Here is a 16,669-nt window from a genome sequence, read left to right as displayed (position 1 = left end):
AAAACCTCATAACGTTGGAAAAGCAGTTATTATGAAATAAGGCATATGGTTATATTCAACAAATTTAATTCTCACCGTTACTTTAGACATCTCAATCGCAACATTAGACGCTTCTCTTCTCACTCCCCAACCAATAGGCTTTTCTAGAGTAGTAAAAATATCATATTGCTTTTCTTTAAGAACAAGCCTGGCTTTGGATTGCATTAAAATCCTGAGTCTATTTCCTTTAATCGCTTGACTGACTGCCCATTCTGCTGTTTCAAGATCATAAAACGTCGATGAAACTACAACTTTCTTAGAAGCAAACCGTGTTTTTAAATACTCTATATCTTTTCCAACGTGTTTAAATATTGTATGTCCACCGCCAAGTTTTTTTGAGGCTTGCACTGGCTTTTCGCTTGTCGCGACAGATATCCGACCCGCACGGACAGACGAAACCCTGAAAGCGTTATAAAGCGAAGCAGTAGTAAGTGGAACTGCGAACTCTGTAGCTAAACCTATGACCTGCCCAGTGCTGCGAGACGCGCCCAAAGCCTCAGCAGCATTGGCTCCTGCTTTGAAGGCGTAAGAGTTAGTTTCTTTGCCCCGTCACAATTTGGTTTGACGCAGCTGCCAACTGATCGGAAGCGTGGACGCCCATTGCAACGCAACCTACTTTTGAAATCATCGTAGGCTCCGGGAGGGCGCACAACACGCCCGAACCTGCCAACTCGATAATGCCACCGACTAGCCTGAGACTACCGAATATGCGGTTAGACATGATCTCGGCAGGCGTAAGGGATTCATGCGTCAGCACCGCCGCCATCTGGGCGAAATTAAGTACAACGCGAAACGATCCATCGTCAGACATAGCGCGCGCTCCCTACGCAAATGGTTTATTAGCGGTCCTGTCCCAACCACCAGAAACGATACCTGCACTGCCACCGTCTGCACGCCGCTGTTGCGAGTACTCGAACTTTATACGACCGTAATTCAGGGTGACGACTTCGACAGGAAAACCAGACTGCTCCGCCCCCTGACCACTCACCAAGAGTGTCGCCATCCGTCTACCTTTCCAAACAGCAGAAACAAAAAAGCCCCAGAAGCATAACTTCTGGGGCTTTTCAAATAATGGCGGAGAGATAGTCCTACTGAATGCCATTCAACGGCATCCAACCCCATACCGTAACCCGCTGTAATAAAAGGGCTTTACGATCTAAATCGTCCAACGTAGTCCCATCAGATCTCACTGCGTCCGAGTGGAAATGTGGTAACGAATGGGGGAACATGGGTCGTCCGTAGAGAGTAGTGATCATGGGTAAGCTAAATCCTGCACAGGTCAAAAACCTTGTCGAATCCGGTACGTACGAAGATGGTCAAGGGCTCCGCTTTGTGGTCAAGGCCAGTGGTAAGAAGTACTGGGTTCTACGTTACCAGCTAGAAGGTAAACGACGTGAGATGGGGCTTGGTGCGTTTCCCCTCGTATCACTGAAGGAGGCGCGAGGCGCTGCCTATGAGAAACGCCAGCTGCTCACCAAAGGAATAGATCCGCTTGCCCGTCGAGATGAAGAAGCCTTAGCTAAGAAACGCGAGACACAACAAAAACTCGCGCGCTCGGTTACCTTCAAGACGCTCGCACTGGAGTACATCGAAACGCACCGCGCGGGATGGAAAAATGCCAAGCATGGCCAACAATGGGAAAACACGCTGATCACCTATGCATACCCGTTCATTGGAGACTTTCCGGCCGAGGAAATCACCACTGAGCATATGCTGCAGGTGCTGAGGCCAATCTGGGAGTCCAAGGCGGAGACCGCATCTCGCGTCCGGAACCGTATCGAGATGGTACTCGACGCGGCAAAGGCCCGCGGTTTAAGAGAGGGCGAAAATCCCGCCCGGTGGCGAGGACACCTCGACAAGCTGCTTCCACCCAGAGGCAAGGTCCAGACCGTGGTTCATCACCCCGCCCTACCATGGGCTCAAATGCCTGAGTTCATGAAAATGCTCATACTCAGGGAAGAACTGTCGAGCCGAGCGATAGTCTTGACGATACTCACGGCTTGCAGAACTAGTGAGGTGCTTGGCGCTACCTGGGCCGAGGTGGACCTCAAGAACAAAGTCTGGAAAATTCCGGCCGCGCGGATGAAGGCAGGCAAGGAGCATCGGGTCCCTTTAAACGAGGTGGCATGTGAGCTTATTCGCGGCTTGAAACAACTCGCAGGAAGCGCCTACCTCTTTCCCGGGGCTAAGAGTGGTAGCCACCTCTCGAATACATCGATGTTGATGGCACTGCGTCGGATGAATCGTACTGATCTGACCGTGCATGGCTTTCGATCAACGTTTCGAGATTGGGCGGCGGAATCGACGCATTATCCTCGGGAGGTATGCGAGCAGGCGCTGGCTCACATACGGCAGGACAAGGCCGAGGCTGCGTACTTTCGAGGTGATTTGTTCGAGAAGCGACGAGCAATGATGGATGAGTGGGCTCAATACGCCTGCGGTACTAGGTAAAAGGCTTTCTGGGGCTGTCTAGGCCCTAGGCAGCTTTATTTTTTTGATCCAAAAGCGTTATGGGATGGCTGAGTACGGTCCAACCTCGTAGACCGCTATCGGCCAGAAGCGGCCGCTCGCCACCGGCAGAAAACCGCTAAAACTGGACGGTACGAGAGATGAACTACCACTAACCAAAGAGTGCTGAGAGCCTGTCTGCAATTATGGGCCAGGCGGACAAAAAACTTACGTTACAAGTGATCCGGCAACTGCCTAAGCAGCCAGTTGCTGGATCAGCACTGCCTCGCGCTACCGAGGCACGGAGGCTAGGTGCTTGTTATTAAGCGGTAGTGATCTCCGGCATCACTGTACGAATTGCGTTGCGAAGACGATTGTCGCGCGAACTCTGAATAGCTCGCGCAACCCAAGCACTAAAAACCTCGACTTTCCAATTGCGTAAGTGGGAGGATGCCAGCGCTAAAAGTGGCTTCTTTCGATCATAAATGGCGAGTAGAGCGGCCAAATCACCAGCTGCGATTGCGGCCGCTATTTTAGTTTCCATTTCAGCTGCTAGCGCGACGACATCAAGTTCGCGCGTACGAGCAGCGTAACTGGCGGCAAGATCCGTGATCGACTTGTCCGCAGATAAATCAATCTGCTTAAGCATCCTGTCGATACGCCGACGGCAGTATCCAAGGACTACTTCGCTCGCGTTCTTTGCATCGGAAGCATCGGCGATAATTGCTGCCTTAAGATTGCAGAGCTTGTCTTCTAACTCAGCCCCGTCGAGATCGTTCATTTCAAGGATCGCGCGTGACACGGCCGGAAGAAGCAGAAGGTTTTCTATTTCCGACACTGGCAAAACCTGGATTCCTATTACGGAGAGTCTGGCGCGGTCAGTTGCGTCGTGGCCATCTGCGTCTACTAGTCCCGCACATTGAATCCGGGTGAAGGCTGCATTACGGCGCAACGTGGCGACAGAATGAATAACGCTCTCGCATCCACCACGCGGCACGACGGTCAAGCCTGGGTAGCATGCACGGTAGAACGCAACATCTAGGCTACACTTCTCGCCTTCTACAAAAAGGATCGGCTTACGACTGCCCAAGATCAGCGTAACAAGATCCTCACTAAATCCTTCTGCCTCGGGCACGTCTTCGATAACCCAGCCGGTAACAGTTGAGTAACTGCGCGCTACGTATTTCTTGCCCGCTCGCGACGCTGCAAACTCAAGGTCGTGGGTAATCAAGAGGAAAGCACAGTCTGCTCGCACGGCCTCCAACTCGTCCCATAGACGGCTGAGGATCGAGCGATGGATGTGAATTTCAGGCTCATCCATGATGAAAACTGAGTCAGGGTCTGCAATTAACGCTTGGCCAATAATGTAGAAAACAGCTTTTTCACCATCGCTCATCTGCGTGATGCTATACGAATCCCCTTCCAAATTTTCAAGGACCTGTGAAACGGTGATGTCGTCCGCTGTAATTTCCAAACAGCGTGTTGGCAGAATCCTATGAAATATAGCTTTAAGCCTTCTCACTAACGTATCTTGGCCCACTATCGGAGTTCCTTCCGCCAAGGCGTTATATGCCTTAACAGCGGTATTCGCCTGTTCAGCGAAAAGTACTTGCAGCAATGCACCAGCGTCATTGAGTATGAAGCGTGGTTGAGCTTGCCCCCATCGATTGACGTTGCGGGCATTCTGGAAGCCTCCATAGTCTTCCGGCTTGGCGTAGCCATATCGGAGCTGTCCTCTAGCTGCCGTCTCGCTAATTTTCTCGATAGCGGGGTCAAGCGCTAACATTCGCTGAGCAGAAATGCGATGTGCCTTTTCCCCCAGCTGCCGTTCGCACTCCACCGCCAACTTGGTTTTTCCGCTCCCATTCGCACCAACGATTATTGTGGACAAGCCCGCACGGAGTTCAATGGGCATACTCGAGCCTAGAATTTCCAGATCAATTTCTAACGGCATTGCTTCGTCCTTGAGGTAGGAATACTGTTGATGCTAAACCACCATGACGAAGTGAGTCCACTACGTTTATTTTGGTTAACTGGCGCTAGATGCGCAGTATCGAATTCGCGTTTAGCATGGCGCCGAGAATGCTCGATAAATCAGTCTGGCCCGACCGGTAGCAACCCAGCGGCCATAAAGGGGGGATCAGCGCTCGGCTGCTAGTGGCCGATCTCTGCCCATCGCCACTGTCAGCTTTGAGTCGAGTAGCGACGGCTGGAAGTCAACCGTCGCTAATCGACTCAAAGCCGACCCTGGCCAAAGTAGATATGCGGTCGGCGTAATGTCCTATTCGGACGCATCGGCAGCAGGTACAAAATAGCCCAAACGCTTTGATTTTCGGTTTTGGCGATTTTATGGGGGCGATCGAACAACATCGGTGTCAGTGGTTTATAATATGAAACTATACAAACTCAGGCGGTTTTTTGCACCCATTGCGCCACCAACCGATCTAACAAAACCGGAGAGTTGCTAATAAATAATTTGAGCCAGTGTGTACGTTCATCACTTGGTAATACTCTTGACGAGTTCAGAACGGCTCTGCGAGCCTTTCCGCCAAGATTATAAACAATCGCTTTATGATTTCGCACCCAAGCAACATTTTTGTTAGTTATTGCAGCCTGAGCCTGATTTTCAATGTTCGGCCCGTTGAAAATAAACGCGTGCAGTGCCGGCGATTTTAATAATATGAGGTTTTGGGCGATGTACCATTCTAGCCAAAAACGGCATATTTGGCTATCGACACAGGGCTTTTCGATTATTTCTTCAATGACGGACAGGAAGTGCTTCGCGAAATAATCGTCTGTAACTTCATGCAAATATAATGCGACGTCGTTTATGACGGGTGCAAAGAAATCAAAGCTTGAGAAAATTACGGTGGCAATATTTGTTTGCTTGTTGCGGCGAGCGGATCTGATAATGCTTCTTGCAAGGCCTAAGTCAAGGTACTCATAAGTAATGATTTTCTCTATCGCTGCCAATAATTGAATCTCTAATATTAAATCCTCGTCTTCTATTTCTATTTTCACCTCTTCCATTTCGTTAGTATATGCGTTGAAAATCTCCAGGGTTTCAAGTAGCTGAACCTTCTCTTCGGCATAGTGATTGTGTAGGTGTTTTTCAATGAACTCTTTCGAGTTCATTAAAAAGGTCTTCTCAGAAGAAACCGTTAGGCGGTGATTTTCATATAAGTACAATGTAAGGTACTCTAGTAAGCTGGATAGATGCCTAGTCGAATTTGAAAAAATCCGTATATCATCGACGTACCGTGTATGGTGCACTCCTTGATCTTTCAAGAAACGATCAATGTCTATGAATACCGCCTCGGCCATTATGATGCTAGCAGCGGGGCCAACCGGAATTCCCTGAGAAGACTTACTATTTTGTGTTGAAAGAAAAGTCTCTATGTCATCACCAAGAGGTTTGAGTGCGGAGTCAGCGATCTCGATCGCGTTATTCAGACGGTGAAGATAAATCTGATTGTAAAAATCAGTGATGTCAGTAATTAGCACGGTACTGTACTGTTCAGCGAGTTCTTCAGTTTTTTTGGTGAAATTTGCCCATCCCGACCCTGCGCCAAAAAAATTTCCGTCTGAAATTTGAAGGCGGTACGAGCAAGCAATATTTTCTTCGCTGGGTATGCGTGCTTTTTCGACCGCATCTGTGACCTCGCAAGCCAAGGCGGTGTAAATCACGGAGTCGATGGGTTCAAGCTGATGAACGATTCGAAAACCACCCTTAGGTTTTGCTATGGTCATGGCTCGTGGTTGGGTTACCCACAATTTAGCAATGTTCTTTGCCATCAGCTCTTTTTTCACATCCTCCCAGTGATACCAGAGGGCCTCGTACTCAATCGGCTTAGGAAAAAAATCTGAGTCGTAGTACTTGCTGATGTGTTCGCGTGCAAAGTCAAGCGATTTTTCGCTAAGTATGGCCATATTTTTTATGCCTTCCGTTGAAGTATTGAGGTTTTCCGTTAACTCCTAAAATTGTGCCTAGATTTTGTTGGTAAGCCATAACATTATTTTTCCGGCCGCCGCCAGTGCTAACTGGCCGGTCCTGGCCGTTAGCTGACCCACATGGATGACCGCTTTGGGTTGTGGATTCAACCGGTGGATGCAACACACTGGCCAAACCTTTGGGCTGGTGTTTCATAGTCTAGTGTCTTGCGCGGCCGTTGATTGAGCATGCGGGCAACATCGTTTAGCTGCTCCTGCGAGTAAATCGAGAGGTCGATCCCTTTTGGAAGGTACTGTCTCAGCAGTCCATTGGTGTTTTCGTTGGTCCCTCGTTGCCAGGGATTTTGAGGGTCACAGAAGTACACTTTAATGTCCGTCGCCAGCGTAAAACGGGCATGTGCCGCCATCTCCTTTCCCCGGTCCCAGGTCAGCGTTTTATAGAGCTCCTGAGGCAGCAGGCTAGCGTTTTCAATCAGTGCGCTGACAACAGACTTTGTATCTTTGCTGCCGACTTTGACAAGCATGACATAGCGTGTTTGTCGTTCTACGAGCGTTGCGATCTGGCTGTTCCTGCTGCCTAACAATAGGTCGCCTTCCCAATGCCCTGGGACGGCCCGGTCTGCAACCGTTGCCGGCCGCTCACTGATTGACACCGTATCGATTATCCTGCCGTGGTTCGCCGCTTTCTGTGTGTGGTGTCTGGATCTGCGCATTGCCCGGGAGCGCCTCAAGTGCTCCAAAAGCTCTTTCTTGAGCGCCCCGCGAGCTTGAATATAGAGCGTGCGATAGATCGTTTCATGTGACACGTGATTGCTCGTATCGTCGGGATATTCGCGCTTTAACCAGCCAGCTATTTGGTCAGGAGACCACTGCAATCGCAGCTTGCCTGCTACGGTTTGGGCGATGGAGGGGCTCATCGCAAGCTTGCATACTTTTGGACGGCGAGCTCGATCCCATGCGGCCTGATCCGCCGTATTGGCCCTGTAAGACTTGGAATCCCCATTTCGCCTGATTTCACGGCTAATGGTAGAAGGTGCTCGTCCAAGCGCACCAGCAATGTATCGAATCGAATGCCCCGCAACCAACGACCGCGATATTTCCTCACGCTCTGCGTTACTCAGCGCCAAGCGCGAGCGACGTCGTTGTGCAGGTCGAATGCCACCGGTTTCAGCCAAAATCCGCTGAATGGAGGAGTGGTTACGATCAAAGAGTTGAGCAATTGACTGCAGCGAATCGCCCGCACGCCACCGCTCCCACATCAAGGCTTTCTGTGTGTCGGTGTAGTAAATTCGAGGCCGCTGCTTCATGGAGAAACCCCTTTCTACCTACTGCATCTTGGACCGTTGCATCCACCGGTTGAATCCACAGTCGAAAGCAGCCTTTCGTAACAGGCCGAAATCGGCCCAATGCAGTCCTTCCGGGTTAGGCAAAGCAGTGGCCGCCATACAATCGGCTTTATTTGAACATTGCGCGCTGCGTAGGCATGACGCGCTCAGCCTTCTCGCTCGTGCCCAGGGCTTATGGCGAACTCCCGCACCTATGCGCAGGGCCGCAAGCCCAGAAGACATCGCAAAAGCTGTTGTCATGCTGATCGAGTCAGACTACCTGACCGGCAAGATACTCCTATCGGACGGCGGGTTGGATCTGACCTGAGTTTCACGTGCTCCGGTGGAGGTGTGAGTAGACGCATTAGTCCGTTTCGCCGAATCACTCAATGGCAGTGCGCGCCTAAGCCAACCGCCGGGGCAGCAACAGGCCCGAATTAGACTGTCACAAAGTGGATCTCCGCCTTTACGAGACGCAGGTCGGTTCTATAGGGCATTTGGCCGGTGCTGAGCTTGGTAAGGTGACTGCTACCCCACCAGAAAACAGCATCACACCGTGCAGCGCGCCATGCTTACTGCGGTTCGCGGAGAGTGCCAAGGAATACTGGAAAGCGCGTATATCGCCCGGCTCGCTTTAAACGATCGTACTGCCGACCGTATAGTCTTCGCCCGAGCGTGTGTTTTCCATCAAAGGCCCCAATGTTCAACCTGAACAACGTCGCCTCAGGACTGAGCAGACCTTGCATCTGAACGCACCAATTCAAGCCGGCGTGATCCCTTTCTTTCTATCAATACTCCTGAAACGCTGGACCGAAAGCACTTGGCACCCTCCTTGCTGGGAGATAAATACCATCATGTATACAAGACAGTATTTGTCCCATAACGCCACTGTGGTGGATTCCCTGAGGAGACGTCATGAATACCAAGATCAACCTAGCGCTATTACCTGCTCTCTTATCCGCATGCATGCTCGCCGCACCGTTCGCGCTGGCCAGGGATGTCGTCAAGATCGCGTTTGTCGGTCCGCTTACCGGGGGCAGCTCGGCCATTGGGCTGGGCGGTCGCAACTCCAGCGACCTGGCCGTCAAACAGCACAACGCCAAGGCCGACGGTCCTTATGAATACGAGCTGGTATCACTGGACGACGAGTGCAAGCCAAACGTTGGTGTGCAGATCGCAACCAAGATCGCCGCTGACAAGGACATTGTGGGTGGCGTTACGCACTTCTGCTCGGCGGTGGCCATGAGCGCGATCGACGTTTACCACAAGTTCAACCTGCCGGTGGTGGTGTGGGGCGCCGTGCTGCCGGACATCACCTACGCCAACGATTTCAAGGAAGTGCACCGGGTCAACGGCACCATGATCAACCAGAACCAGGAAGCGGCGAAGTTCATGGTTGACCACGGCTACAAAACCTTCGCCGTTATCCATGACACCACCGATTACGGCAAGGGCCACAACAAGTACTTCAGCGAGGCACTGGAGAAGGCTGGCGGCAAGATCGTCGGCACCTTCGGAGTGACCGCGGACCAACAGGACTTCACTGCCGAACTGACACAGATCAAGCAGCTCAAGCCGCAGGTCATTTACTTCGGCGGGCTGACGCCGATCGGCATCCGCATTCGTTCGCAGATGGAAAAACTGGGCATCGAGGCGCAGTTCGAAGGCACGTCGGGTATCAAGTCTGACGCCTACATCGAAGGTGCCAGCCCTGTATTGGCCGAAGGTTCGCTGTCGTTCATCGAAGGCGCTCCCTGGGAAAAACTGGCTGCAGGCCCGGCCTTCTTCGCCGCCTACGACCAGCAGAAATACGCCCAACCGCCTGAGGCTTATGGCCCCTTCGCATACGTTGCCAGCAACCTGTTGATGGATGCCATCGACAAGGTCGGCCCGAACCGTCGCAAGGTGCGTGACGAGCTCAACCACACCAAGGATGCCGACACCATGATCGGGCCGATCACCTTCGACGATCACCGCCAGAACATCGTGCCACTGATCACCAGCTACGTGGTTCAGGACGGCAAGTGGGTGCCTTGGCAGGATAGCGAGTACGCCACAGGTGCCCGCAAACTGAAGGGCATGTAAGCCTGCCTGATCCGGCTGCGCCGCCGCTGGCGCAGCCTTGATAACTCTGTTTTCGGGCCTTGCCAATGAATCTGGAAATCCTCAGTCAATACCTGGTCAACGGACTCATGCTCGGCATGATCTACGCGATAGTCGCGGTGGGCTTCACGCTGTTTTTCGGTGTGCTCGACGTGATCAAGTTTTCCCATGGCGATGTGCTGATGATAGGCGGTTTCGCCGGACTCTCCGCCTACATCGGCGCGCAATCAATGGGCATTACCAACCCATGGCTACAGCTGTTGATCATGCTGATCGCGGCGCTCAGCGTGACCGCCGCACTGGGGGCACTGGTGGCGCGTTTTCTGATCCTCCCCCTGCGCGATGCGCCGCCGATCAACCTGCTGCTGATCACGCTGATGCTTGGTCTGGTGCTCAGAGAGTGCGTGCGTCTGTTCTACCCCGACGGCTCCAACTCCAAACCATTCCCGCAGCTGTTGCCCACCAATACCTGGCACCTGGCTGGCCTGGTGATCCGGGCTGACAGTGCCATCCTGCTGATGGTCGGGGCGTTGACGATCTTCGGCGTGCACCAGTTGATCAATCGCAGCAAGCTGGGGTTGGCCATCCGCGCAGTGGCCCAGGACGGCGAAACAGCACGGATCATGGGCATTAACTTCGAGCGCATCGTGCTGCTGACCTTCGCCCTCGGATCGGCATTGGCGGCTACCGCCGGCATGATGAACGGGCTGTACTACAACGAAATCAACTTCAACGTCGGCCTGCTACTGGGCGTGATCGGTTTTTGCGCCGCCATCCTGGGCGGTCTGGGCAATTTCTACGGTGCGATTCTAGGGGGCTTTCTGTTCGCTGCCCTGCAGACGATCGGGGCTGTCGCCCTGCCCCACCTCATTCCCGGTTTTCAAGGCGCCTACAAAGACGTCTTCGCCTTCGCAGCGGTGATCATCCTGCTGGCCTGGAAACCCACCGGCCTGATCGCCGAACGCAGCAGTGAGCGAGTCTGATCATGAGCACATTCTTTTCCAAGGCCTCCAGGGGGCTGTTGATCGGCGCTCTGGCGCTGGGCTTTCTCGCCGCATGGGCATTGCTGCATGCCGAGAGCCAGCTTGAAATTCTGATTCTGGGCGTGATCGTCTTCGCTGTCGTCGGCGCCTCCCGGCACCTGGGCCTGGCCTCGCCACTGGGGGCGAGTGCCAGTGCCAATCCGCGCTTGCTGGGGCTGGGTTGCATCGCGGGCGTACTGATTCTGCTGGGGCTGTTCCATGACGAGCACTTCGCGCTGCTGCTGCTCGCCACGGTGCTGATTTACAGCGTCGCATGCCTGGGCCTCAACGTGCAGTTCGGCTATGCCGGGATCGTAAACTTCGCCGGCGCGGCGTTCTTCGGGATCGGCAGCTACACCGCCGCGATGCTGGCGCTTCACAGCGGCGTCCCGGACCTGCTGGCAATACTGATCGCAGGTTTGGTGGCCGCCGCGCTGGGCTCGTTGTTGATTCTGCCGGTGCTGCGCACCCGCGGTCATTACGCGGCCCTGGTGACCATCGCGTTTGGCATCCTGTTTCGCACGTTCATGGAGGTCAACGACAGCTTCGGCGGCCCGCAAGGCCTGCGCATTCCGAGCATGACGCTCTGGGGCATCGACCTGGGGGAAAGCCTGGAATGGGGCGACAGCGAGATCTCGTTCTACGCCAACTTCGTGATCCTGGCGCTGATCCTTTGCACCACCGCTTTCTGGCTGGTACGGCGTCTGGAGCGGTCATGGCTGGGAGTCGCCATGGACATGGTACGCACCGATGAAATCTCGGCCTCGGTGTTCGGCGTCCGCATTGCACGCACCAAGGTCATGGCGTTCGTCTTCGGCAATTTCCTGATTGGCGTTGCAGGCGCCAGCTACGGGCTGATGACTGGCTACGTCGCGCCCAACAATTTCACCTTTGGTGACTCGCTGATTCTGGTGTCAATCGTGATTCTGGGGGGCATCGGCAACCCGTGGGGAATCATCCCGGCCGTGGCCATCGTCATGATCCTGCCGGAAAAGCTGCAGTCAATTCAGGAGTACCGCTTCCTGCTCTACGGTCTGCTGGTGATTGCCATCCTGCTGTTCAGACCACAAGGCCTGTTGCCACGCACGGTCCGCCAATTCTTTCCGGGGCGTCCTTCATGAAACCATTGCTGCAAACCCGTGGACTGACCATGCGCTTTGGCGGCCTCACCGCCCTCGACGCCCTCGATCTGGACATCGCGCCACAGGAAATCCTCGCCTTGCTGGGTCCCAATGGCTCCGGCAAGACCACCTGTTTCAACGTGATCACCGGACTTTACAAGGCCAGCGCCGGCAGTGTCAGGTTCGGCGGCGAAGACCTCAGTGGTTGTGCACCACAGACCGTCTACAGCCATGGCATTACCCGCACCTTCCAGCGCTTGCGCCTGTCGCTGCCGTTGACGGTGTTCGACAACGTGGTCATCGGCAACACCCGCAACCTGGACGAAAGCCTGTGGTTCAACCTGTTCCGCCGCGCAGCTTTCAAGCGCCAGCATGGCGAGATGGTCGAGCGTGTTCATCAGCTCCTCAAGACCTTCAACGCAGGTCTGGCTGACAAGCTGTGGGAGCCGGCGATCAACCTCAGCATGCTGGACCGCCGCCGTGTCGAAATCTGCCGTGCGCTGATCAGCGAACCGCGTTTGCTGTTGCTCGACGAGCCGTCGGCCGGTATGACCCACGACGAAACCAACGAACTGATGGATGACATTCTCAAGGTTCGCCAGAGCGTCGCGCCCTTTGCCATCGCCTTGATCGAACACGAAATGAACCTGATCCAGCGCATTTCAGAACGTTGCGTGGTGCTCAACTACGGCAAGAAAATAGCCGAGGGCACCTACGCCGACATTATTCAGGACCCACAGGTCCAGGTGGCCTATCTGGGCAAGGAGTGAGCCGATGCCTCTGTTAAGTGTGCAAAACATCGCTACCGCCTATGATCGTATCGATGTCATCCATGACGTGTCTCTGGAGCTTGAGGAAGGCCGCATCTCCTGCATTCTCGGCGCCAACGGCGCGGGCAAGAGCACGCTGATCCGCTCGATCCTCGGCCTGACGCCGCCCAATCGCGGGCAGATCAGCTTTGCCGGAGAGTCGCTGCTGGGCCTGCCGACGCACCGCATCATCGCCAAAGGCATCGCCTGTATCCCGGAGGGACGCAAGATTTTCCCGAAGATGACGGTGGCAGAGAACCTGCGGGTGGGCGCCTATCAAGTGACCGATTCGGCCGAGATCGCTCGCCGCACTGATGAAGTGTTCGAACTGTTCCCACGCCTTAAGGAGCGCCGAGAGCAGTTGGCCGGAACCATGTCCGGAGGCGAGCAGGCCATGGTTTCGATCGGTCGCGGGCTGATGGCCAAGCCACGCCTGCTGATCATCGATGAGCCGTCGCTGGGGCTGTCGCCGCTGTACGTGAAGGAGAACTTTCGGATCATCGCCGATATCTGTCAGCTGGGTATCAGCGTGCTGCTGGTGGAGCAGAACGTCCACCAGACCCTGGCGATTGCCCACTACGGCTACGTACTATCCCAAGGCCGCATGGTCGCTCAGGGCGATGCGCGCAGCCTCGGCGAAAATGCAGAAGTCCAGGCCGCCTATTTCGGCTGACGTTTACTTTGGAGCCTCACAGATGAGCACCGACCACAACCCGATACACATGACTCAGACGCTGGTGCGGATGAACACCATCAACACCCCCGGAGATGAATCCAGCTGTACCCGCTACCTCGCCGAGCTGCTGGAGCCGCTGGGGTTCACTTGCACCCTCAGCGAACTCGCCCCCGGTCGCGCGAGCCTCATCGCCAGCCTGGGCGATATCAGCAAGGGGCTGCCGCTGGCGTTTACCGGACACGTCGATGTTGTGCCACTGGGCGATGCAGCCTGGACCCAGGCGCCGTTTGGCGGCGACATCGTTGACGGCAAACTGTACGGGCGTGGCAGCAGCGATATGAAGGCCGGCGTTGCGGCTTTCGTGTGCGCCGCCATCGCCTGCCGCGAACAATTGGCCAACAGCGCCGGCGTCACCCTGATCATCACCGCCGGTGAAGAAACCGGCTGCGAAGGCGCTTTCCAGATGGCCGCGCAACCGGGGCTGCTGCAACCGGCCGGCGCGCTGCTAGTGGCCGAACCCAGCTACAACAATCCGCTGATTGGCCACAAAGGCGCGCTTTGGCTAAAAACCACGGCGTCTGGCGTCACCGCCCACGGCTCGATGCCCGAGCATGGCGACAATGCCGTCTATAAAATCGCCCGCGCTGCGTTGGCGCTGCAAAGCTTTACCTTCGACTGCCCGACACATCCGCTGATGGGCCGGCCAACGCTCAACGTCGGCATGATCAAGGGCGGCCTGAACGTCAATTCAGTGCCCGATGCTGCGGAGCTGACCATCGATATCCGTACCGTCGCCGGACAGTCCCATGCTCAGATCCAGCAGACGTTGCAATCGCTGTTGGGTGATGACATCACCCTGAACGTCATGATCGATCTGCCGCCGATCTATACCGCCCCTGAGTCGCCGTGGGTCCAGCGCGTCGTCGCTCTGTGCGCCAGCGAGCAGACGCCAGGGACCGTGACGTATTTCACCGATGCCGCAGCGCTGCTGGCACCCTTGGGCAACCCACCGACCTTGATCCTGGGCCCCGGCGAAACCCACCTGGCGCACCAGACCGACGAATACTGCACGGTGGCCCGGATCGAGGAGGCCTTTGACCTTTATCGGCGAATGATTCTGGACTGGTGCCAGCCATGAGTACACGCTTTGCCGATGATCCCAGCCTGTTGAGCGCCAGCGCGGCAGCCGACTTGCTGCAGCAGCGCAGGCTGGGTGCGGAAGAGTTGCTGAGGGCCTGTCTGCGGCGCATCGCCGAGCGCGAGCCGGAGGTCATGGCCTGGTGCAGTCTGGACGCCGAATCAGCGCTGGCCCAGGCCCGGATGCTTGACAGCGGGCCGTTGCGCGGGCCACTCCATGGGCTGCCGCTGGCCGTCAAAGACCTGTTCGATACACAAGACTTCGTGTCCTCCTATGGCTCGCCCATCTATGCCCAACATCGCCCCGTGGCAGATGCGGCGGCCGTGGCGCTGTGCCGCGAGGCCGGGGCCATTGTGCTCGGCAAAACGGTCACCACCGAGTTCGCTACGTTTTCGCCTGGCCCTACGCGCAATCCGCACAATCCGGCGCATACCCCTGGAGGTTCATCGAGCGGGTCTGCGGCCGCCATCGGTGCACACATGGTGCCGCTGGCGCTGGGAACCCAAACGGCGGCGTCCATCATTCGCCCGGCGGCCTATTGCGGCGTAGTGGGCTTCAAGCCCAGCTTCGGTTTGATTGCCCGGGCCGGCATCAAAAGCCTCAGCGAATCCCTGGACACGGTGGGCGGTTTTGGCCGCTGCGTCGCCGATGTCGCCTTGCTGACTTCAGTGATGGCGTGCGCCCCCGCCTGGCGCCAGCTTGGGGTAGATCGTCCGCCACGCATTGGCCTGTGCCGAACCCCACAATGGCAGGCCGCCAGCGATGCGACCCGTCACGCGGTGGAAAGTACGGCGCAGCGACTGCGCCTTGCCGGCGCCCATGTTGTCGACGTGACGCTGCCAGCAAGCTTTGCAGCCCTGCCCGAGATTCACGACCAGATCATGTGGGCCGATGCTTACAAGGCTCTCGCGGACGAGCGTCTGCGGCACCCGCATCAGATCAGCGAGAATCTGCAACAGCGCCTGGCCATCGGCGAAAAAATCGACGTGGTGCAGAACCGCTACAATCGTGATCGTGTCGCCCAGGCCCGCGCTGATTTGACCCAGGTATTCGCCGAATGCGACCTTTTGCTGACACCCAGCACCCACAGTGAAGCCGAGGTCGGTCTGGGGCAGACGGGCGATCCGCTTTTTTCCCGAACCTGGAGTGCGCTGGGTCTGCCGAGCCTGCATCTGCCAACCGGCACGGGTACACGGGGCCTGCCGCTGGGCGTGCAGCTCGTCGGACCGCTGGGCAGCGATGCCCAGACCCTTGCCTGGTGCCATTGGACAGAACGACAGTTGAACCTTTCATAAGGACGGACCATGCAACTCGCCTCCACTTCAAGCCCAGGCAAGGATCGCCCGGAAGGTCTCGCCGACCGGATCTACGCCCAGCTCAAGGAAGACATCTTTGAGTTCCGCTTGCTGCCGGGCGATCGCTTCAGCGAAGGGGAAATCGCCAAACGCATGAATGCCAGCCGTACCCCGGTGCGCCAAGCGTTGTTTCGGCTGGAACAGGAGCACTATCTGGAGGTGCACTTTCGTGCCGGATGGCAGGTTCGGCCGTTCGATTTCACCTTTTTCGAAGAGCTGTACGACGTGCGCATCGTCCTTGAGCAGACTGCACTCAAGCGCATTTGCGAGCATGAGGCGCCCGGCCACCAGGAAGCCCTGCAAAGCTTGTTATCGATCTGGGGAGTCGCGGCCGAGCAACGTTCACGAGATGCCCATGAACTGATCCTGCTCGACGAACAATTTCACCAGCGTTTGCTGATCCTGGCCGGCAACGCCCAGATGAGCCGCATCCATGCGGAAATCGCCGACAAGATTCGCGTGATACGCCGTCTGGATTTCAGCCAGCAGGCACGTATCGACATCACCTATGACGAGCACTCACAGATTCTCAATGCAGCACTGCACCGCCGATCCAGCGAGGCGCAGCGGTTGATCAAGGCACATATAGAGGTGAGCAAGGCCGAGGTGCGCAAGATCACCCTGCATCGGTTATTCAGCGCACGTAGCTGAAGCCAAGCCACAATGGGATACAAGCCTGCCA

Annotated in this window: 14 protein-coding genes and 2 pseudogenes; 10 read left to right on the top strand and 6 right to left on the bottom strand. The window is 55.8% G+C overall.

The window, feature by feature from the left end:
- Window positions 1-6: 6 nt before the first annotated feature.
- The 3 genes and pseudogenes from SLW74_RS02345 to SLW74_RS02335 all read right to left on the bottom strand — a co-directional run.
- Entirely contained in the window at window positions 7-387 is a 381-nt protein-coding gene (locus SLW74_RS02345; protein WP_410928031.1) for an RNase A-like domain-containing protein, read from the bottom strand.
- A 184-nt stretch (window positions 388-571) separates the two neighbouring features.
- Window positions 572-850: a hypothetical protein gene (locus SLW74_RS02340; RefSeq protein WP_410928030.1), complete on the bottom strand. Its 279-nt coding sequence runs from the start codon at window positions 848-850 to the stop codon at window positions 572-574.
- Window positions 851-862: 12 nt separating this feature from the next.
- A pseudogene (locus SLW74_RS02335) lies at window positions 863-1,027 on the bottom strand (Hcp1 family type VI secretion system effector); the annotation flags it as partial.
- 266 nt (window positions 1,028-1,293) lie between these two features.
- Between SLW74_RS02335 and SLW74_RS02330 the strand changes: the two are divergent.
- The gene (locus SLW74_RS02330) at window positions 1,294-2,490 is read left to right on the top strand and encodes a tyrosine-type recombinase/integrase (RefSeq protein WP_410928029.1); all 1,197 of its coding nucleotides are present in this window, start codon (window positions 1,294-1,296) and stop codon (window positions 2,488-2,490) included.
- A 319-nt stretch (window positions 2,491-2,809) separates the two neighbouring features.
- Here SLW74_RS02330 and SLW74_RS02325 read toward each other — a convergent pair whose 3' ends face one another.
- The 3 genes from SLW74_RS02325 to SLW74_RS02315 all read right to left on the bottom strand — a co-directional run bounded on the left by SLW74_RS02325 (window position 2,810) and on the right by SLW74_RS02315 (window position 7,745).
- Complete coding sequence (locus tag SLW74_RS02325) at window positions 2,810-4,441, bottom strand: AAA family ATPase (protein WP_410928028.1); 1,632 nt, start codon at window positions 4,439-4,441, stop codon at window positions 2,810-2,812.
- 452 nt (window positions 4,442-4,893) lie between these two features.
- Complete coding sequence (locus tag SLW74_RS02320; RefSeq protein WP_410928027.1) at window positions 4,894-6,417, bottom strand: reverse transcriptase domain-containing protein; 1,524 nt, start codon at window positions 6,415-6,417, stop codon at window positions 4,894-4,896.
- A gap of 167 nt (window positions 6,418-6,584) precedes the next feature.
- Window positions 6,585-7,745: an IS30 family transposase gene (locus tag SLW74_RS02315; protein WP_410928026.1), complete on the bottom strand. Its 1,161-nt coding sequence runs from the start codon at window positions 7,743-7,745 to the stop codon at window positions 6,585-6,587.
- A 202-nt stretch (window positions 7,746-7,947) separates the two neighbouring features.
- Between SLW74_RS02315 and SLW74_RS02310 the strand changes: the two are divergent.
- From SLW74_RS02310 to SLW74_RS02270, 9 genes and pseudogenes are all read left to right on the top strand, one after another.
- Window positions 7,948-8,091 (top strand): annotated as a pseudogene (locus SLW74_RS02310) (SDR family oxidoreductase); the annotation flags it as partial.
- Between the two features lie 587 nt (window positions 8,092-8,678).
- On the top strand, window positions 8,679-9,848 hold the full coding sequence (locus tag SLW74_RS02305; protein WP_410928025.1) for a branched-chain amino acid ABC transporter substrate-binding protein: 1,170 nt from the start codon (window positions 8,679-8,681) through the stop codon (window positions 9,846-9,848).
- 65 nt (window positions 9,849-9,913) lie between these two features.
- A complete protein-coding gene (locus SLW74_RS02300; protein WP_410928024.1) occupies window positions 9,914-10,849 on the top strand; it encodes a branched-chain amino acid ABC transporter permease in 936 nt (311 codons plus the stop codon).
- A gap of 2 nt (window positions 10,850-10,851) precedes the next feature.
- Window positions 10,852-12,009 (top strand): branched-chain amino acid ABC transporter permease, encoded by a 1,158-nt coding sequence (locus SLW74_RS02295; protein WP_410928023.1) that lies wholly within the window; start codon window positions 10,852-10,854, stop codon window positions 12,007-12,009.
- Window positions 12,006-12,779 (top strand): ABC transporter ATP-binding protein, encoded by a 774-nt coding sequence (locus SLW74_RS02290; protein WP_410928021.1) that lies wholly within the window; start codon window positions 12,006-12,008, stop codon window positions 12,777-12,779. The genes SLW74_RS02295 and SLW74_RS02290 overlap by 4 nt, the downstream gene beginning before the upstream one ends.
- A gap of 4 nt (window positions 12,780-12,783) precedes the next feature.
- Complete coding sequence (locus tag SLW74_RS02285) at window positions 12,784-13,491, top strand: ABC transporter ATP-binding protein (RefSeq protein ID WP_410928019.1); 708 nt, start codon at window positions 12,784-12,786, stop codon at window positions 13,489-13,491.
- Window positions 13,492-13,513: 22 nt separating this feature from the next.
- Complete coding sequence (locus SLW74_RS02280; RefSeq protein WP_410928018.1) at window positions 13,514-14,632, top strand: M20 family metallopeptidase; 1,119 nt, start codon at window positions 13,514-13,516, stop codon at window positions 14,630-14,632.
- Complete coding sequence (locus tag SLW74_RS02275) at window positions 14,629-15,927, top strand: amidase (protein ID WP_410928017.1); 1,299 nt, start codon at window positions 14,629-14,631, stop codon at window positions 15,925-15,927. Before SLW74_RS02280 ends, SLW74_RS02275 begins: the two co-directional genes overlap by 4 nt.
- A gap of 9 nt (window positions 15,928-15,936) precedes the next feature.
- The gene (locus SLW74_RS02270) at window positions 15,937-16,638 is read left to right on the top strand and encodes a GntR family transcriptional regulator (RefSeq protein WP_410928016.1); all 702 of its coding nucleotides are present in this window, start codon (window positions 15,937-15,939) and stop codon (window positions 16,636-16,638) included.
- Window positions 16,639-16,669: the final 31 nt, after the last annotated feature.

This window comes from Pseudomonas sp. W5-36 (genome assembly GCF_046540455.1).
Lineage (GTDB): Bacteria > Pseudomonadota > Gammaproteobacteria > Pseudomonadales > Pseudomonadaceae > Aquipseudomonas > Aquipseudomonas graminis_B.
The sequence above is the reverse complement of the archived record's forward strand: the minus strand, read 5'-3'. Positions and strand labels throughout refer to the sequence as shown.